This window comes from Flavobacterium chilense (assembly GCF_001602525.1).
In the GTDB taxonomy this organism is placed as follows: domain Bacteria; phylum Bacteroidota; class Bacteroidia; order Flavobacteriales; family Flavobacteriaceae; genus Flavobacterium; species Flavobacterium chilense.
The window spans coordinates 68011-88168 of the sequence record NZ_LSYT01000014.1; the positions used below are offsets into that span (position 1 = coordinate 68011).

At 34.0% G+C, this 20158-nt stretch carries 19 protein-coding genes; 3 read left to right on the top strand and 16 right to left on the bottom strand.

Features of this window, described 5'->3' with window-relative positions:
* The first annotated feature begins 256 nt into the window (after positions 1–256).
* Positions 257–1066, top strand: coding sequence for an alpha/beta hydrolase (locus A4F88_RS24015; protein ID WP_068845552.1), 810 nt, complete (start codon positions 257–259; stop codon positions 1064–1066).
* Between the two features lie 61 nt (positions 1067–1127).
* Complete coding sequence (locus A4F88_RS24020) at positions 1128–2099, top strand: hydrogen peroxide-inducible genes activator (RefSeq protein ID WP_068845553.1); 972 nt, start codon at positions 1128–1130, stop codon at positions 2097–2099.
* Between the two features lie 125 nt (positions 2100–2224).
* Here the strand turns inward: A4F88_RS24020 and A4F88_RS24025 are convergent, their stop codons facing one another.
* Positions 2225–3022 (bottom strand): alpha/beta hydrolase, encoded by a 798-nt coding sequence (locus A4F88_RS24025; RefSeq protein ID WP_245179209.1) that lies wholly within the window; start codon positions 3020–3022, stop codon positions 2225–2227.
* Positions 3023–3081: 59 nt separating this feature from the next.
* The gene (locus tag A4F88_RS24030) at positions 3082–3498 is read right to left on the bottom strand and encodes an OsmC family protein (protein WP_068845555.1); all 417 of its coding nucleotides are present in this window, start codon (positions 3496–3498) and stop codon (positions 3082–3084) included.
* 482 nt (positions 3499–3980) lie between these two features.
* Between A4F88_RS24030 and A4F88_RS24035 the strand changes: the two genes are divergently transcribed.
* Positions 3981–6437 carry a hypothetical protein gene (locus A4F88_RS24035; protein WP_068845596.1) on the top strand — a complete coding sequence of 819 codons (2457 nt, stop codon included), beginning with the start codon at positions 3981–3983 and terminating at the stop codon, positions 6435–6437.
* 984 nt (positions 6438–7421) lie between these two features.
* Here the strand turns inward: A4F88_RS24035 and A4F88_RS24045 are convergent.
* The 14 genes from A4F88_RS24045 to A4F88_RS25805 form a co-directional block, all read right to left on the bottom strand.
* Positions 7422–7955: a hypothetical protein gene (locus tag A4F88_RS24045; protein WP_068845559.1), complete on the bottom strand. Its 534-nt coding sequence runs from the start codon at positions 7953–7955 to the stop codon at positions 7422–7424.
* A gap of 324 nt (positions 7956–8279) precedes the next feature.
* Complete coding sequence (locus A4F88_RS24050; protein ID WP_068845561.1) at positions 8280–8753, bottom strand: hypothetical protein; 474 nt, start codon at positions 8751–8753, stop codon at positions 8280–8282.
* Positions 8754–9443: 690 nt separating this feature from the next.
* Positions 9444–9821: a hypothetical protein gene (locus A4F88_RS24060; RefSeq protein WP_068845564.1), complete on the bottom strand. Its 378-nt coding sequence runs from the start codon at positions 9819–9821 to the stop codon at positions 9444–9446.
* A gap of 29 nt (positions 9822–9850) precedes the next feature.
* A complete protein-coding gene (locus A4F88_RS24065; protein WP_082815844.1) occupies positions 9851–10702 on the bottom strand; it encodes an RHS repeat domain-containing protein in 852 nt (283 codons plus the stop codon).
* A gap of 209 nt (positions 10703–10911) precedes the next feature.
* Entirely contained in the window at positions 10912–11589 is a 678-nt protein-coding gene (locus A4F88_RS24070) for a hypothetical protein (protein ID WP_068845573.1), read from the bottom strand.
* A complete protein-coding gene (locus A4F88_RS24075; protein WP_068845575.1) occupies positions 11589–11819 on the bottom strand; it encodes a DUF2188 domain-containing protein in 231 nt (76 codons plus the stop codon). The genes A4F88_RS24070 and A4F88_RS24075 overlap by 1 nt, the downstream gene beginning before the upstream one ends.
* Before the next feature lie 257 nt (positions 11820–12076).
* On the bottom strand, positions 12077–12943 hold the full coding sequence (locus A4F88_RS24080) for a tyrosine-type recombinase/integrase (RefSeq protein ID WP_068845577.1): 867 nt from the start codon (positions 12941–12943) through the stop codon (positions 12077–12079).
* An 11-nt stretch (positions 12944–12954) separates the two neighbouring features.
* Positions 12955–13872, bottom strand: a complete 918-nt coding sequence (locus A4F88_RS24085; RefSeq protein ID WP_068845579.1) for a tyrosine-type recombinase/integrase — start codon at positions 13870–13872, stop codon at positions 12955–12957.
* Between the two features lie 110 nt (positions 13873–13982).
* Complete coding sequence (locus tag A4F88_RS24090) at positions 13983–15662, bottom strand: hypothetical protein (RefSeq protein WP_068845582.1); 1680 nt, start codon at positions 15660–15662, stop codon at positions 13983–13985.
* Between the two features lie 4 nt (positions 15663–15666).
* Entirely contained in the window at positions 15667–16230 is a 564-nt protein-coding gene (locus tag A4F88_RS24095) for a hypothetical protein (protein WP_068845584.1), read from the bottom strand.
* 424 nt (positions 16231–16654) lie between these two features.
* Positions 16655–17230, bottom strand: a complete 576-nt coding sequence (locus A4F88_RS24100) for a tyrosine-type recombinase/integrase (protein ID WP_068845597.1) — start codon at positions 17228–17230, stop codon at positions 16655–16657.
* 361 nt (positions 17231–17591) lie between these two features.
* Positions 17592–18029 (bottom strand): hypothetical protein, encoded by a 438-nt coding sequence (locus tag A4F88_RS24105; protein ID WP_245179211.1) that lies wholly within the window; start codon positions 18027–18029, stop codon positions 17592–17594.
* A gap of 673 nt (positions 18030–18702) precedes the next feature.
* Positions 18703–19269, bottom strand: coding sequence for an SEL1-like repeat protein (locus A4F88_RS24110; RefSeq protein WP_068845588.1), 567 nt, complete (start codon positions 19267–19269; stop codon positions 18703–18705).
* Between the two features lie 22 nt (positions 19270–19291).
* Positions 19292–20158, bottom strand: an 867-nt coding sequence (locus tag A4F88_RS25805) for an RHS repeat-associated core domain-containing protein (protein ID WP_245179214.1), incomplete at its 5' end; no start/stop codon positions are given.

A 20158-nucleotide genomic window follows, 5' to 3' on the forward strand; every position in this document is an offset into this window, starting at 1 on the left:
TTTAAAGATTTTTATCAGATTTTAAGTAACAAAATGTAACTTTTTTTGACTGATTTTTTTGAAAAATGAAATTCAAAAGATCATTTTAGAGCAGATAAAAAAGATTGATTTACAATATAATGACCCGTTTTTACAGTCACAAAAAACGGTATAATCTCATACCTGTAAGGAAATAAATTTACTATTCAGTCAACAAATGTAAATTCATAAACTTTTTTAATGACTGACTTTTGTATCAGTTTTAAAATATATAAAAATGAAAACATTATTCAGTATCACTATTTTTCTGGTATTAACGTTAACAGTTTCGGCTCAGGATATTATTCATAAAAAAGTATTCAGCAAAAAAATGAATAAGGAGATTAACACAGTTATTGTTACCCCAAAATTCGTTAAAGGTAAAAACTATAAAACGGTTTATATTCTTCATGGCTATAGCGGAAATCCTGACAGGACTTACAAAGAGGATATTCCGAATCTTGCCGAAAAATCTCAAAAATACAATACCATTTACATATTGCCCGACGGAAATTTTAACAGCTGGTATGTAGACAGTCCTGTCGATAAAGCGTCACAATATCAAACTTTTATCGGAAAAGAACTGGTTGAATTTATTGATGCCAATTATCCAACCATACAAAGCCGAAATTCGAGAGGAATTCTGGGGTGGAGTATGGGAGGATATGGAGCGATGAATATTGGAATTGCTTATCAGAATACTTTCTCTATTGTGGGAAGTTCTTGTGGAGCATTAGATTTTAATCGCTTTGGCGAAAACTATCATAATTATCAGGTAGATAAAGTTTTGGGTAATTTTAAAAGTTTGCTGAAAGACTATTTTACATTCCAAAAAATCAATCAGATGATCTCGTCAAATCAATTTTATATACTGGATTGCGGAACAGAAGATACGCAGATGATTGATATGAACAACGAATTTCATAAACTCCTGACTGCGCAAAAGGTGGAGCATTTATATATTGAGTCTCCTGGCGCGCACGATCCTGAATATTGGAGCAAATCCTTATCAAACCAACTGGATCTCTTTGAGGGGCATTTAAAATAAAAGAATTGAATTATAAGCAGAATGGGGTTTTTCTTTATCTTTATAAAATAAATTTATAATCATGACCATTCAGCAATTAAAATATATAGTCGCTTTAGACGAAGAACGCCATTTTGCAAGAGCTGCTGAGGTGTGTATGGTAACACAACCCGGACTTACGATCCAGCTTAAAAATCTGGAGGAAGAAATTGGTATCAAAATCTTTGACCGAAATAAAGTACCACTAACACCTACAATACTTGGAACGGAGATTATCAATAGAGCAAAAAAAATCCTTCGTGAAGCAGATGAGATTCGGGATTTTGTGGTCAATGAAAAAAATCTATTAGAAGGAGAATTAAAATTAGGGATTATCTCAACCTTATCGCCTTATCTTATTCCGTTGTTTATCAAAGCAATGAAAGAGGCTGCTCCCAAAGTACATTTTATTATAAGAGAAGCCAATACAGGACAATTAATGAAGGATTTAGAAACCGGAGCACTTGATGTAGTCATTATGGCAACGCCCACCGGAAACCCTAATTTAATTGAACATCCTATCTTTAAAGAACCTTTTGTGGCTTATCTGAACGAATTGCATCCCATGGCAAATGATGAATTTTATGAGATGCAGCCGGGTGATAAAACTGAATTGCTTTTACTACATCATGAATTTTGCTATAATGCACAACTTTTGGATATCTGCGGATTAAAAACAGCTGATAAAATAAAAGAACAGTTTACTTATGACATCAGTTCGATCGAAACCTTAAAAAATCTGGTTCGTGCCCAATTAGGATTTGCTATTATTCCGCAGCTTTCTATTTTGAATGATTCGGCATCGGGATTTTTTAAGCCTTTTAAAGAACCAATTCCGGTACGTGAAATTAGTCTGGTGGTTTCAGATTCATTTTCGAAAAAACTATTACTTGAAAAAATGAATGAAGCAATCTGGAACTGTCTTCCGGATTCACTTAAAAAAGACTTTGCCTACAGAAAAATACGCTGGAATGATTCGCCCTATTTTGTCAAGTCTGTTAGTAAGTTTATGTAGAACAGATATACAGTTTTTAGCATACACAAAAACATAGCAAAAGGCGCTTCACTTGATTTAGTACACATAACAATGTGTATTTAGACAAGTGAAACGCCTTTTTTAAGTATTTAGAAAGTAATAAATTACTGTTTCTTAGACGCTGCAACGATTACTTTGGCAACTGCTTCAGGCTGAGACATAAAAACTACGTGACTTCCTTTGATTTCGGTAATTTTTGTGTTAGAACGTTTGTACATGGCACGCTCAATTTCAGGAGCAATACTTTTATCTTCAGTCGCCACAATTCCGTAGGCAGGTTTATCTTTCCAGGCTGCTTTGGTTATTGGAGTCGCAAAACCTTTTGCATAAAATGCACCTTGAGAAGCATACATAAAATCAGCTTCTTCTTTACTGATATCAGCAGCAAAACCGGCATGAAATTTTGCTTTATCATAATATACAATTCCTTTGTCATCCGGATTTAATACACCATTTTCAGGCGCAGGAGGAGCAGTTTGCAGCCAATGTAATGCTGATTCACCATTGTCAGGCTGAAAAGCCGCTACATAAACCAATGCTGCTACTTTTGGGTGATTTCCGGCTTCTGTAATCACAGCGCCACCCCAGGAGTGTCCTACCAGAACAGTTGGACCATCCTGTTTGTCTAATACCACATTTGTTGCTCTTACATCATCTTCCAGTGAACTTAACGGATTCTGAACGATCGTAACATTATACCCTTTTTTGGTCAAAACCTGATATAAAGCTTTCCATCCGGAACCATCTGCAAAAGCACCATGTACCAATACTACATTTTTGATAGGAGCAGTAGCGGCTGCTTTTTGTGCATTAACATTTGCTGTTGCAAATAACAAACTAAAAATAAATGCTGCGAACATGAAATAACGATTCAATTGTTCTCTTAAATACTGTGTTTTCATTGTTTTAAATTTTAAAGTTTTAATGTTATTGATTTTTAATATTGAAATTGATTTTGAACTTAATTTAAAGTAACCGCTAAAGTGATCTCTGTATTTAGTAACTTAGAAACAGGACAAATTTCTTTTGCTTTTTGTGCTGCTTTCTCAAAGTCTTCTGCTGAGATTCCGGGAACTTTTCCGGTAAGTTCTAACTGAATTAAAGTGATGGTTCCGTCTTCAAAAGTTACTTTGGCAACCGTATCTAAATCTTTCGGTATAAAACCTGCTTCCGAAAGTAAAAAACTCAACTGCATTGTAAAACAGCCTGAATGTGCTGCTGCGATTAATTCTTCAGGATTGGTTCCTACACCCTGATCAAAACGGGTTTTAAAAGATAATTGTGCATGGTCTAAAGTGGTACTTTGAGTACTAATAGTTCCTTTTCCTTCCATTCCTGTACCTTTCCAGTTTGCGTTTGCTCTTCTTGTAAATTTCATGATTTCTATTTTTTAAGTTGTTTTTTAAAATTCTCAAATCAGTTGTTTGATTTTGATGAGACAAATTTATGGCGACAGTTGTTATTAATCAAATTAATAATTTTTAGTAGTTATAAAATTAATTTATAATGTTAAAGTGATAATGAACTGTAACCTCGTTCGATACTGGACTCTGGTCTGGATTTTACTTCAATCGGAACAACAAGAAAGTCTTATTTATCCGGATAAATATTATTTACAGAATTTTAATAAAAGGCTGGTAATTTTTAAAGTTTTGTCTTTTTTGAGCGAATAAATCATTAAAAAGAGGCAAATAAGACAACTGTAGACTTGTTTTTTGTTCCAAATTAGAATTTGAAACCAAGTAAGTAGCTGATTAATAGTTTTATATGTTCTGTAAAGTTAATTTTATCCGAAACATTTTTTACAGGAAACCGAAAAAAAATAAACTTTCAATAAATAGTAATCTAATTTTTAAATCTATGAAAAAAGCTCTTCTAATAATTGTAGTTTGTGTTAGTTCCATTTTTTACTCGTGCAAAAAAGAGAAAACCCCTGATCAATCAAATTCGGAAGCCGAAAAATCTAATGCATCCGATTCTACTTTAATTGCCGATAATGGCTGGCCGCGTGAAGCTGAAAATAAAGGTGCAAAATTGGTTTATTACCAACCTCAGGTCGATGACTGGAATGATTATAAAGATCTTACCGCAAGACTGGCCTTTTCTTTAACTCCAAAAGACGGGAAACAAGTTTTGGGCGTAGCTTCGCTAAAGGCTGAAACATTGGTGGATAAAGACAACCGAAGTGTATTCTTTAAAAACGTTGAGGTAACAGATGTACGATTTCCTGCTCTTGACGAAAAGAAAGTCCCTGAAATGGAAAAATTGTTTAAAGAAACACTGCCAAAAGGCGGAGATCCAATTTCGGTAGATCGTATTCTGGCAGATTTAAACCACACCAAAAGTCCGGCAAAAGGAATTGTAGCTAAAAATGATCCTCCCGTAATTTTTTACAGCACTAATCCCGCTGTTTTACTTATTATACAAGGAGAACCGGTTTTAGTACCGGTAGAAAAATCAGATATACAATATGTTGTCAATACCAATTGGGATTTGTTTTTTGATAAAACAGCAAAAGATTATTATTTACTGGCGGATAATGTCTGGCTTACTTCTAAAAATTTAAATGAAAAATGGACAAGAACAACCAAACTGCCATCTGGTTTTAATAATCTGCCTTCGGGTCAAAATTTTGATGATGTCAAAAAAATGATTCCGCCTCCGTCTGACGGTACAACGCCGGAAGTTTTCTACAGCAACAAACCCGCAGAATTAATTGCAGTAAATGGAAATCCTAAATTTGTAAAAATAGAAGGAACCAAATTGTTATATATTGACAATACCGAAAATGATATTTTTGCCAATGAAGCTGATGGACAGTATTATGTATTACTGTCAGGAAGATGGTTTCGATCTAAAGGACTAACAGGACCGTGGACGTATGCAGGAAATAACCTGCCTGCTGATTTTGCCAAAATCCCTAAAGATTCGCCACGGGCAAATGTGCTGGCCTCTGTACCGGGAACACAGGAAGCCAAAGATGCAGTAATGCTGTCTCAGGTTCCTACAACAGCCATTATAAAGAAGGCTGATGCCGAAGCTAAAGCTAAAGTGACGTATGACGGAACGCCACAGTTTAAACCTATCGAGGGTACAAAAATGCAATATGCAAGCAATACTCAGGACAAAGTGATAAAAGTGGGCGATTTGTATTATTTGTGTTTTCAGGCGGTTTGGTTTATGTCAACAAGCCCTAACGGACCCTGGAAAACAGCTGATTCTGTTCCAAAAGAAATCTATACTATTCCGCCAAGTTCTCCGGTATATAATGTAACCTATGTAACGCAAACCACAACCGATACTACTGTAGAGAGCAGTACAACAGCGGGTTATTTAGGTGCTTTTATTATTGGTGCTACAGTAGGCGCTATACTAACTTATGGTACAGGATATTATTATCCGCCTTATGTTTATTATGGCGGATTATACCCAATTTACCGTCCGTGGCCGTATACATATGGAGCCGGAGCAGTTTACAATCCGTGGACAGGTGGCTGGGCTGCCGGAAGAAGGGTTTACGGACCTTATGGAGCTGCGGGAACATCGGCATGGTATAATCCGGCAACCGGAAGATACGGACGTTCTGCAAGTGTTCAGGGCTGGTATGGCGGTCGTACGGCTGCAAGTACTTATAATCCGTGGACAGGAAATTATGCCAGAACCAACCAAGGTCATAATGCGTATGCGCAATGGGGACATTCTGCCGCTACAAATGGCAGTCAATGGATACAAACCGGACATGTTACCACCAGACGCGGAACAGCAATTGGTTATGAAACTTCAGGCGGTGACAAAGGCGTAATTACACATCGCAGAGGCGGAGGAACCACCATACATACCAACAATAATGTGTATGCCGGGCATGACGGACATGTTTATAAAAAGGATGCCAACGGAAACTGGAGTCATTATAATAATGGTAATGGTGGCTGGACACAAGCAGGAACTTTGGGTTCTTCAAAAAAATCTGGTGAAGCAATTCAGCGACCGGATCAAAAGCCAGGCGGAAATGGTGCAGGCGAAAGAATTCAACGTGACAATCTGCCTAAAACCAATCAAAATCTGGGAGGCGAAACCCGAATGGGAGACAGAACCCAACGCGATAATTTCCCAAAACCGGAGCAAACACTTGGTCAACCCAACAAACCTCTTGGCGAGGCAGGTCGTCCTGATGTTACCAACGATTTGGATCGTTCTGCTTTATCCCGGGATCGCGGAGAATCTCAAACCCGAAATTTTCAAAACTTCCAACGTGACGGAAACCGTTCAGGTGGCGGTGGTTTTAGAGGTGGCGGAGGCTTTAGAGGCCGAAGATAAATAAGATTATAGGTTAGTTATAATTGAAAAATCAGGAATAGTATGATTTACTAGACCTGATTTTTTTTGTTTAAAAAGTAGTATTTAGTTATTGAAATCTTCAGAGAGAGTAAAATATTGCAATACTATTTAAAAGACTTAATCTTATAACTTTCATTTTAAAAATGATTAATTCATTTTAAAAAGATACCTCTTAAAACATTATGGTTGGATGTAAAATATGGATAGGAAGGTTATTAATAAAAACCACTTTCTAACGTTTCAAAAACTCAAAATATAATCTTATAATATCTTTTCCTTTTGTAGTAAACAATATAATTAAAAATAAGGGGAAATATAAAAGCGATATAGATTAGAATTTCTGGTTGAACTTTTCCAAGAAGAAAAAAGTACACTATACCGATAATACTAAAAAGATTTATGCTTTGAAGTCCACTAAATATTATAAAAGCATGAATTTTAATATCACTATTATTTCTTTCAAAGATATTGCAATATGTTATCTTTAAAAGCTTATAGATATTAATCAAAATTAAATCAAAAAAAATCATTCTCAATTGGTTTTAAAATTACTTTTCTTCTCGACTAGCGTTATATTGCTTTGTCAAAAAATGCGCTTTCTTGTTTTTCATTTCTTTCAAATATAGAGAATTAAACATACAATGTAGTTATTTTCTTTCTTTTTTGAAAAAAAATAATTTTAAAAAAAATACATCTTAAAGTATTTTTGTTCAATGGAAAATATGGATATAGAGGTATTAATAAAAAATTGCTTTCTGACATTTTAAAAACTCAAAATCTCGCTAGGATGCGAGGTTTCTTTTTTATTGATAATCTTTATTGGTTCAAGGCCAGAAAGATTTGTGCAGCTTTTGAGTTGTACTGTTTGGAGAGGGGGCTTTTTGTGATATTTACAATCTGTCTCTAAAAATACTTTTTATTATTTGTCGATCTCATTTATTCCGCAGGAAATGATTTTTCACTTTACTTTGTTAGTCTGGCGGGTTTGTCAATGACAACAACTTTATGAGTCGCTCTAAATTCATTAGTTATTATTCTAGTCATTGCTTCTCCTTTACTATTTTTAGATCCGTTTTCTATCATAACTTCATCAATTATTATCCCATCAATGTAGTTCAATCCTAGTTTATTAAATTGGATACCATATAAAGGGATTAATCTATTGTTTCGTGCTCCAAATGTATCTTTTGTATTTTTCTTTAAAAAATCTTCACTATAATTTACATCTTGATGTTTTGTATAAGCGTAATATATATATCTATTTTTTTTTGTATCATCAAAACTTGTTGTAATTGTATCTAAATGACTTTTGTAATTAATGTTTCCATCATACATTTTATTAACAAAAACTGTATCCGGAAAATCAAAACTAAATTGTGCTTCCGCATATAAGACATTTCTTTTATTATTATTATTATTATTATCAACCTCTTTTTTACAAGAATTAAAAAAAACAAATGTCAACATTGTAAAAAAAGTAATTTTTATATTTTTCATAACTATTATTTATAGTAATCAAGTCTTCTTTGAAGTTTTTGGTTATTAGCATTTTTTTGTTCTTTAGCTCTTAAATAATTGGCACGATTATCTACCACTTCTTGCTGAATTGCAATCACATTGTTTATTATTAATTGGATTTATCCCTTTATAATCAAGCCTACTATCTGTATCACTGGGTATTTTATGTACAATCAAAAGACATTCATCTCCTTTTAAATCTTCTGCTGAAGTATATCACAATTATATCTGGGACCACAAGAAAACAAGCACAAACACGTAAATAATAAAACAATTTTTCTCATATGCAAGAGACAAAAAACATTACCACCCACCATTTTTTTTATCTTTTACTTTTTGTTTCTCAATATATTCTTTAGAATAAGGACCTATATGATTTTCTTTTGCATTTTGATCCATTAAGTAGATAGAAAAAATAAAATTTGCAATAATTAAAATTACAATACTCCAAACTATAAAAGAACCTATTCGATTTGTTTTTTTAGGTAATTTATCAAATTCATTTACAATTTCTTTCCATTGGTCTTTGTATTCAAAAATAAAAAAATTAGGAAGACATATTATACCAACATATAATATAGTAGCCCATTTGCCATCTCCTATTTGAAATTTTAAATCAATAAAAGTTCCATAGTTATATAATATGCTAGCGCCTATAAATATTAGTAAAATACCTAAATATAGAATTGCTACAAATTGACGAGGAAAAATAGAAGAAGGATTTGTAAATCTATATAATTGATAATAAAAATAATAGTATGCTTTTTTTAGTGACATTTTTTTAATTTAAAATATAATAATATGTTTTATAGGTAATTAGCAAACTATTATAATCCATCCATCGGTCTTGGACTCCAACCTGAACCTAGAATTGCTCTGTTGTCATCAGAATTTCTTACGTTAACTTCAATGATTTAAGATGATCCTTTTTCTGATACATTCCAAATATAGGCAATTTACAATATTTGTGTAATTTTTTTCTTTCTTTTTTTTCAATGCAAAATATGGATAGGATGGTTATTAATAAAAACCGCTTAACTCTTTACCGTTGTACTTATAATTGTTTGTCGATGCTCTTTGCGTTCACGAGCAAGATTCTCGCGCTAGATAGAGGGGAATTTTGTACCAAAATAGCCAACACAGGGAGGCGGTGGGGCGTGGGTTTTGATTTTGATTATTTTCGGGGTCATCCAGCGGTTACAGGATAATCTGAGCACAAAATTCAACCTTTTGAACCTTTTTTATGTTATAAAACTAAAAGCCACCCCATTTATAGAAGTGGCTTTTGTAGTATTAACTTGTTTTCTTTTTCTCGTTTGTGGACACCTTTGCAAAACTACGCTATCCAAATCGAGGTAATTACTGCATATCTAGAATGTCTAGGAAAAAGCAGCCCGAAGGTTATTTGGTTTTCCTTGTTTATATTTCTTCACTTGGTCTCCTTTTTTTGTTTTGACATAAATACTTCTATTCTATCGGAGGTACAGAATAGTATGAATTGAAAATAAAATCTTTAGAGGTTACTTCTAAAATATTCCAAGTAAATAAGCCATAAAAGTAAATATTCGTTTCAAAGCTTTTAGCAGAATTTAAACCTTTTAGCTGTATAATGTTTTTACCAAAACATAATGTTTGTCCTTTTGAATAAGATAAAGGAATATTAATGTTTAAAGTATCTATTCTTTTGTCGTTAACGATTAATACAAAATCATCTTTATAACTATTTAACTCACTTCCTCGAATACCTAAATAAGAATTTGATTTGAAACTAATATAATAATAGCCTTCGTAAAATAGACCTAGAATAATAAAACAATATAAAATAATTTTAATTTTTTTTCTCATTTTAATTAAATATTAAAAACAATTAATGATTAACTTTTCTTCTTTTCTCTGCCATTGGTATTTGTCAATATAACATTATCCGAACCAATAATTCCCGTATTTGGGAGCCCAAAAATTGTTGAATTAGTGCCATAATTAAGCTTACCCTCTTTATAATTTTTAATGATTGTACCAAATTGCGTCGGAGATAAATTTGTTCCATCTCCACCACCTTGCATCAAGCCACCCATTACATGTTCTAACCCAAATAGATGCCCAAATTCATGAGCTGAAGTTCTTTCTCCTTGATTTCCTATATATTTATCATACAAGCCAGAAAAATAATCCGCATCAACAAAAGCAACTTTACCATCAAAAAAATTACTTATTCCAAAAGGCTCACCTATCATCTGTCCATTTTCATCAAATTGTGGTTTTATTTTTTGAGCTAAAACCAGCAAATGGTCACTATCTTTGACATCTTTCATAGAATTTGCAACAGAAAAATTTGCAGTTGCTTTGACTTTGTCATCACCAAAGGTTCCACTAAATGATTTTTCTAATGATGTTGTAATATCAGAAACAGCCTTATCCATGTCAACATTATTATCTGAAAAATTTATTATTTTTCCAGTAATCGTAATATTTACATTTGTTAATATTCTATTACCATCTTTATCTCTAATTTCCTTTCCATTCTTATCTTTTTTATATATTAAGCTAATATCAATTTCTTTTCCATCAGGGTCAATAAAATAAACAGGATTATTAATAGCATAAGTGTTTGGGGAAAAATTAAAAGCTTTTTCAGCTAAAGGGTCAATATTCATCCAACGACCAAGTGCAGGGGCATAATTTCTCGCTCCATAATCGTATATCCCAAGCCTCAGCTCATCCTGCAGTTCTTTCCCGTTGTACTTGTACTTATAAGGATTTACAAATTTTCCTTAATCGTAATTATTGGGGTGCCAGTATTGATATAATTCAAAGAACTTGTTACTGATACGAAAATAGCTCTAGTTTGCGAAATATCCTAAAGTTAAAATAATCATGTATAAAAAAAACCGAATCATTTACGATTCGGTTTAATATTAATCTTTTCCCTAATAATTTATGTGGCGTCCCACAACATTTTAATTTCCTCACATATTACTTCTATGTCTTTTATCTTGTCAGTAATATTAACAGGAGAGGTAACAATTCCTTCACCAAAAACATCAATTGAAATGCATAATTCAGGCAAAACAATCTCTCCATTTTTGGCAACTTGAGATTCTAAATATTTATGAAGTGTACTAGCCACATACGTTTGCTGTTTTCTATCAAACTTATTCCCTTTAGAAATATGCGTCTTTACTGCTCCTAAATATTTTTTTCCATCAATATCAATTTCAATAATTAAATCTGGCGATACTATAACTTCTACACCTTTAATAACAATTGATTTTGATTCAACATTTTTCAAAACTTTGTAATCATAGTTTTTTAGCAAACTAGGAATTTGAATACTGACGAATCGCTGTAAAGCATCTAATGAAACAACTCTATCATTAATTTGCCTTGGTTTCGTTAACGTCTTACTTTTCAAAATTTCCATACCGTCCAACACTGGTTGGATGTCTCCTTTATTAGCCATTACCTTTTTAATTCTAGCCTTAGCTAATTGGTAATAAGCAATTTTAAAAGAGTTTGGCGTTTTTTGCTGTTTAATAATGCTTTTTTTCTTCGCAAGTGTGCTTTGCGAAAAATCAGCTAATTGATTTAACGAGATACTACATCCTCTAACCATTAGCCTCTTGGGGGATTATTATCGTTACCGTAACTATTCTTCTCTCTTATCTTACCATTCACACCGTGGATTAATAGTTCAGAACTGTTATTTTTGGCAACGTTTTTACCAATTTCAATAGCTTCTTGCTGAGTACTTACATTCCTGTAAGCCTTTTGGCTATTCTCTGTTTTTACGGACCATTCATCTCCGCTTTTTGACTTGACTACATGTACGTTCTTCTTTGTCATGCTTTTTTAATTTTTAAATTAACAAAATATTCTTTTGAAAAAATTTTGATTTATAAAAATTAAATGTACTTTTGCACCCTCTGACAGGCTCTAATTTTACATTAAATTTAAAAATCATTTTTTCGATAATCTTAGGAAAAGATTAAGATTTCATTAATACAAAAATTAGACCAAATTCATTATATTAAAATTTTTACATTATACAGCTGTCTTTTTGACAGCTTTTTTTATTGTTATCATTTTTTGTCACTGTCATGTCATAACGGAAAGAACTTATTAATCAATTCCCGTTGCTCTAAGCTATCTATTTTTATGTACTTCTCTGTCGTTCCAGGCCACTTATGCCCTGCAAGCTCCTGAACATGCTCCAAAGGCAGTTTCTTTTCATTGAGACAATTACAAATAACGCTCATTCGGATAGTTCTGGGGTTGAGGTTCTTATCTGGAAACAACGGCTTTAACGGCTCAATCATTGCATGAATACTGTTAACAGTAATAGGCTTGCCCAGTTTGCCAACAATCAGTTTGTCGGTTGCTCCTCTGAGCATTTTGGGTCTAACTTCGTTGATGTATTTAGAAAATAGCAATATTTGTTTAGCTAACAATGATAATTTGCGTCTATTCAAATTACTGGATGCTTTGATATAAATTGTTCCTGCGTCCAAATCAATATCCTGAACATTCAACTTTATGATTTCGTCACTAGTTAAACCTTGGTAAATCAGCAGATTCAAAAGAACGTTGTTTCTGGTGTCCAAATTCTCGTATCGATTCTCACGGGTCAAAAGAAGCTCTAGCTCTTCTGAGCTGAACAAATCCTGAACCTGAACAGCCTGATTGCTGTTAACCTTGATATTGAGCTTCCTGCACGGATGGTCTGTTCTGTATCCGCTCATAACCAGATAATCATAATATTTTTTGATTGCTGATAAAATGACAACTCGATATTTTCCATTGGGTTGCTCTCGGCTGATTTCTTCCATATACTGCACGATGTTCCTGTATTTGTAACGTTTAGCTTTGGGGTTCCGTTTTAAAAAATGGTTTATTGCAAATAAATAACTCTTTACTGTCTGTCTGCTGTAATCTTGAAGCAGGTAGTTTTCAATTGTCAGTTTAGTCATAGGCTGATTACTTAAAAGGTTGTTACTGGTTTTCGTTTTTTATTCCGAACCGCATAGATATAGGTTGTATTGATTCCCGAATGACCTAAAAATCCACGTATAAAATCTATTCCTGCGTTATTTTCCATTAGATGATTGGCAATGCTGTGTCTGAGGCAGTGAAGCGTTATCTCTTTCTGTATAAGCTGATAATCATTGGTTTGTTCAATTATTTTCTTTAGCATATTGTTGAGGTATTCGCCATTCATCGGTTTTCCGTTATCGTGGATAAAAAGTGCATCTTGAATTAAATCTTTGCTTATTACTTTCTGGTAACGTTCATCAATTATGTATTTTCTGAGATATTCAATGACCATATTGCTCATAGGAACCTCACGTCTTTTGCTTCCTTTTCCGTTCCTGACAATTAAAATACCTTTGAATAGCTGTATATCCCTTACATTCAAAGCTGTAATCTCTGACCTTCGAAGTCCGCATCCATAAGCAACTGATAACAAAGCCCGCTGTAAATCACTTACGCAATGCTGGTATATGTTCCTGACTTCATCAACGCTCAGGGCATTTCGAGATTTTCCAATTTCTCCCGAATAACTTGGAATGTAATATGCGTTTTCAATATGTCTGTTCTCCAGTAGATTCAAAACAAAGAGCCCTAAAGCAAACAGATGAAATTTTATGGTCTTTCCTGCCAGTGTTCCGTTTCCTCGGTGTTTGGGTCTTTTTATCAGATATTCAAAATAACTTACTGATTCTTTACCAGTTACACTTTTGATATTTGTGATTCCCGAATCTTCCAGCCAGATAAGGAATTCTGATATGGCATTCTGGTACATTGTGCCTTTTCCCTGTTTGTAATTCTTAACTTTTACATAGCTGTCAAACTCATTTAAAAGGTTTTGAAATGCAGGGGTCTGTATTGTTTTTTTCATCTTTTCGCAGGTTTTAAAATCATCATCTGTAAATGTTCCTTAGGCGCACTGGGCAAAACTGTGAACACTGGTGTTATATCACTTGTATTTACAGGGCTTCACGTGTTCTTTTAACTGATTTTCAACTGGTCTAACTGGCTTCCCATGTCTGTTTTTATCTTGGCTTTCAGCTTTTCCATATTGTCCCAATAACTCACTACATATTTAAATCCTTTGTTTGTGGAACCTTCTACAGCTTGTATGTATTCCAGTTCCTGCAGGGTCTGCATGTATTTAAAAGCCGATGTTTTGCTTATATTGAGCTCTTGCCGTATCTCACGGGTTGTGAATCGGCATGTTGTTCCGTTTGGCTGGCTTCTGACAAATCCTTTGAGATTTTCAAAAAACTGTCTGGTACTTTTATCGAGTTCATCTACTTTGATGATGATGGAACTAAAGAATATCTCAACGGCTTTTCTTACATCTTCTTCGGTAGCTATCAGTCTTCCCTTATCGTCTTTTTTTCGTTGATACTGATTTAAAATGGCTATCTGGGATACAAAATTTTGAAACTGGCTGTTTAATCTTCGAAGCATTTTAGCCTCCAGCGGTAACATAAGCTTATCGGCAAAGGGATTAACCACTTCATAACTCTTTAAAACTCTCATACAATTTCTAAGGAGCTGTTTTGCGTGCTGTTCGCTTTCAGTACTACTGTGACCAGTGTTTTTAAGGTTCTGCGCCTTGATGATGCGAAGTGTCTGCTCCAGACTCTCATCTACTCCCAAGATTACCGAACGGCTCATATTGTCATAATAGACCTCTGCTCTTGTAGTAGCGATAAGACTGGCAAAATGTGACTGTACCGTTTTCATCTTTCCTCTGGTATTGCCTTGCATATCCTTAACCACAGTGGAACTGGTCAGAAACTTAGCTGTCTGCATTTCTCTGAATGCAAATTGCGCTTCTTCATCCAATCCGTCAAAATCCTGAACAATGATAAGCTTGTTCATCAGCTCTTTATCTCTGTAATGATAAAGCGATTTGCTGGTAATTCTGGTCATGTTCATTACATCTTCCTGTGGCATGCAGTCTGCTATAGCGTTGATGAGGTGTGACTTGCCTTCTCCTGAACTTCCCTGTACGAGTCCATGCATCAGATATGGCATTTTGTAGCTGGATGCCAGTACAAACAATAAAAGCCTGTTGTCTTCTTCTCCAACAATTCCGCTTTGTCCCAATAGTTTATCTACATGTTCTAAAACACACGGCTTGGAGAGGAATTCTATCGCTTTTTCATGTGCTTGGGGCGTGAGTTCCTTTTCTGAAAATTGGTCGGTTACGGGGTTCATTTCAGCGTTGAAGATGTTTTCTCTATAATCTTCCAACAGGTCTGTGAACTGCTTCAAATCAGCTTCCAGCAAATTACCGTCAAAACCTTGTTTCTCGCTGATTTCCCTGCATTGGTTCTCAACACTGGTAAAATCAAACAGGTCAATTTTCACTCGATGTTTCTTCTGGCTCTCCTTTTCAACAATCTGTAGTGAAACTCTAAGGTTCCCCAAATCCATTGGCAGACTTCCAATGGCATAAAATGTTCCTGTTTTTCCTTTATAGCTGATTTTGTAGTCGCTGTGGATTTCAAGTGTCGGGACTGCTTTTTCTGTTTCTGGATTCTGTAAAAGCTCCACAATTCCATCGGTTCCGTAGTTTATCCACATATCATTCATGCTGTGACCCTCTGGGAGCTGAATCATGCTTACTGGCAATTCTGGTCTTATATTTTGTATTTGTGTTCTAATATTTTGCATGTGCTTAACGTTTAATGATTATTATTTCTTCCAATTCGTGCAGGGTTTTAATAGCTTCCAGATGCTGGGGAAATAACGCTCCGTTGTGCAGTGCAATCACGGCATCCCTATTCTCCAGCGCTTTGGACTGAATCAGGCTTGCACAGTCAATAACTGTCGGAGCGATATAGAGCCGTTTGGTTAAAGCATTGGGATAAGCTGGATAAATGCCTTCGCTGTTGAGGTATTCTTCCTTAGGAGCATCCAAATCAAACCGTAAAGCGAAATAATTTACAATCTCGTTTTTCTCACTCAACAATGGAAAAATCAGTCCGTATCTTCCAAAAACAGTATAAGCTGTCAGGTCTTCCTTTCTTACACCCGCATCGCTCTTTTTAAGCACTCCCAAAGCTTCAAAATCATCTTTGGCTTCTTGGCTTTTATTGTGATGAAACTGTCCTGAATTAAAGCCTATTCTCAGTTCCGCATAATCCAGACCTATTTTGTTTAGATAGTCTTTCGGCTTGGTCGCTTTTACGCTTCTGATACCAGTTTCAAAAGACTGGAACAGCGATTCTAAGTTTTGCATAAGCTTTCATTTTTTTAAGTTTAACACGTAATTTTTGGGCACAAGAATCCTGCTTCGGATATTGCACCGAACCTGTAATCTGAAATATAAATTTGATTTTTGAGCAAGTTGTTCAGCTTTACAACTCGCTCTTTTTCCATTCTTTAGCTATTAGAATGGCGAAATTTTCCTTGCAAGAATCTTTTCCTTTTAGATTTCTTTTACAAAGGTAGAGAAATTAAACACAACTCAAAAATACGTAAAAACCTACAATTATTGAATTAATAACCCCATATAGATTTATATGGATTTAAAAAGTCAACATATTAAATATCAACATATTATGGATTTTATATAGATTTATATGGATTTAAATTTGACTCTTTTGAATATTTTTTTAAAAAAAACATTAAAACCAATGAAATTTTTACGAATAATTTTTTGGCTATATACTCAAATATAGGTTACTTATCTCCTGTTCCCTTATTCCTAGGTAAATTTTTGTAGTAGATACACTCGTATGATTGAACATCTGAGACAACAATAATAGAGCTTGGTCACTGTATTTGTTTACTTCCCAAACTCTTCTTCCAAGTGTTTTACGCATGAAGTGGCTCGAATACTGACCTTTCACATTGTATTTTGTGAATATATCTTTGAGTTTGCTGTTCACGTATTGGATGCTGAACGGCTTATCTCCAAAACGGTTCACAAACATTAAGTCAGTTTCTTTGGCTTCCAGCTGGATAAATAATCTTTTAAGTATAATTTGTAGCTCTGGGTTGATGGTCACTTTACGGATTTTCTTGGTTTTCTTCTCCGTTATAGTAAAATGCTCCTCATTCAAAACCTGATTCCATCTTAGTTGAAGCAGGTCTGAAATCCTAAGACCGATGTAAGAACCCGTTGCAATGAGTAGCGCAAATTTCAGGTCATTGTCCCGCTCCAATTTCAATACGATAGTTTGCATCTTGTCCCACTCTAAAAAATCACTTGTTGTCTTTTGTCCTTTTAATGCCATTTTGCTTAATTTAAGTTTCACTTTTCTACCTATATCTATGTAAATGAAAGCGGTCATTTTAACAACCTTTGCGAACCCTTGTATTTGTTGGGTTTCTGCTGTTTGTTTCACTTCTTATCAATAGTGAAACAAATGTCCAGGTCTATTTTGGATTATCCTAGAAAAATCCTGGTTTTCCTGGGCTCACAAGCTTTTTGAATTTGAGGAACACAAAAAAACGAGATGTTAGCCTCGTTCTTTGGATTGTAATAATTTTTGAAACTCTGAAAATTCGTGGTCGGTAAAATCTTCCATTTTAAAACTAATAGGCAATTTCAGCGGTTCCGTACTGAGAATTCTTTTCAATTGAGAAAGTTTAAGTTTAATTCTCATCTTCTGCGATGCTTGTACTGTTATTGATAAAATCCCAGTCCTCACCGTTTAGACCAGCTTTGGACATGTAGAACAATCCTGCTTTATAACGGTCGTAAACGCTTACATCAACTCTATCATAATTAAAATGCTCCTGAATATCATTTATAATCTTCTCATGGAGCTTTTTATCTTCAATATGTAAAACAAAGTGATTATGAAAACCTTTTCTATTTGTGAACGGTTCCGTTGTAAAAAACATTCTCAATTCAGTAGAATCCTGATACTTTTCATTCAGATAATCATAAAGTCCGTGCATCTGCTTAAAACAGCTCATCTTCTGACGGTCTGCTTTATATGCAACCGTAAAGAAAAAACTCCAGTCCATCTGCCAGAATGTATGCTGAAAGCTCTCTTTATCTGCTAAACAGTCTATGAGGTTCCTCATGGATTTATTTTCTTGTCTCAGGATTTTATTCTCATCAAACATGATTTCAGAATCAAAATATCTTGCATGGTCAACAGGGAACATTCTCTTTCCAGTACTTAGCTTAGTTTCTAAGAATAAATCTTCATTTTTTTTGTAGAATCTGTAAATAGTACTTTTACTTGATTTTGTACTTATTATAAATTTCTTTAAATTCTCATATTTCATTTTTATTAGTTGATTAGTATCTCAATTATTGTTTAGATACAAGAACTCCATACAAGGAGGTTAATCAAGCATCTTTACAATAAATACTATCAAACTTTCAAAAGTGTAGCTTTTTGGCACTTTTTTTTTCAAAATATTTTTCTGGATGAGTAAATCAGTGTTCCAAAATGAGACAGTGAGTTAATCTGACGTGAAGATTAGCAGAATTATCGTTTGTCACATCGAGTGTATTGAATAGAATAAGCGTACAATTTATAGTACGGGGAAGTAACCTGAAGACTTAAATCAGGGAATTTAGTACTAAAATAGCCGATACAGGAGAGGGAGGGTTCGTAAATTCTGATTTTGTCTCTTTCGGGGACTTAGGAACAAATACGTGCTAATCTTAAGCTTCAATGTTCCATATATAAGTTATAAAAGCAAAAGCCACTCCGTTAGGAATGGCTTTGTTTATCTTTAAGTCGAGTTATTCTAAAATTCCTCCACTTAATTTCTTCGCTTCTTGTAATAGGGAATTACCAAGTGTGGCATTTTTAGCTAAATATTTACCTTCTAAATAGTACTTACCAAGAATATATTTGGCGTTTGGATGTTCCTTATCAGAAGCTTTTTCTAGATAATGTAGAGCCATCTTTCTGCTCTCTTCATCTAAAAAATCAATTTCAGGTAAGCTTGTGGATGAATTTTTTTTATCCAATCCTGCTAATGCCATAAATACATTTAATGATGCTTCTGAGTAATTCCATTTGTTTGAAACGATGATTGAATAAATTAATACATTATCATATGTATCAACCTTTACTATACTATCATAAAAGTTTTTATCAAACTTATCGATTAACCTTTCTTTAAATTTTGGATTTAAATCGTACTCACTTTGTGCTTCAGTTAGGTGCGTGTCATTAAATTCAGCAACATACTTTTTTTCATATTCTCTAACTGCTGAATTAGTAACATAATCAGTATAGTATTTTAATGCTATCACTAAAACTATTAGACTAAGAGCAATGCTTAAAAACAATTTTCTTTTCATGATTTTTTAAATTAATTTTTTCTTACTTAGGTTCTGCAATATCTTTTAAAGTTACTGGGTCAATTTCTACAGGTTGCCAATTCCATGGTCGAGTACCTACCTTTTCACCACCTCTATATATATTCCACACTCCTTTTTCATGCTTATTTGAGCCACTAAAAAACATACCAGAATCATTATCACTTGAAGGTGAAACATTCCTAGTTGGTCCAACAAAAATTACATTCGATAATTCTTCAATACCAGAAGCTTGCTCAAGAATGCCCCCTTTTGCTCCATTTCTACAGGCATAAGAAATAAAAGTTCCTCCATCTCTTTTTATTTCAACCCATCTTTCACCCACTGATGATTTGGTTAAAAAATTGTCAAGACCATCTGCAAATATTCTAGTACCATCTTTTTTGGTTCCTCTATAAGTTAAATGTCCATTATATCCATGTCCAAAAAATCTTAGAGCATCATCAGTTACATTCTCCATTAGTGCATATGCTGTTCTTACCAAACTTTGTTCCGCTACAGTACGTTTTGAGTATGTCTTATGAAAACCATTTAAAAAAACTGGTGGTTTCCCATTAATGGAATTACTATGATAAGCAATTGCAGAAGCTTGGTCTGATATTTCTCCTGTATTCTCATTTGTATATTCATTTGTATCATAATCATAATATATTCCAGACTGTCCCGCCCGTGGAGCCATTCCGTCAGGGTCAATAAAATAAACAGGATTATTAAAAGCATAATTATAAGGACTAAATCTTCGCATTTGTTCTGCTAATGGGTCAATATTCATCCATCGACCAAGTGCAGGGTCATAATTGCGTGCACTATAGTCATATACATTAAGCCCCAGCTCGTCCTGCAACTCTTTTCCGTTGTACTTATATTTATT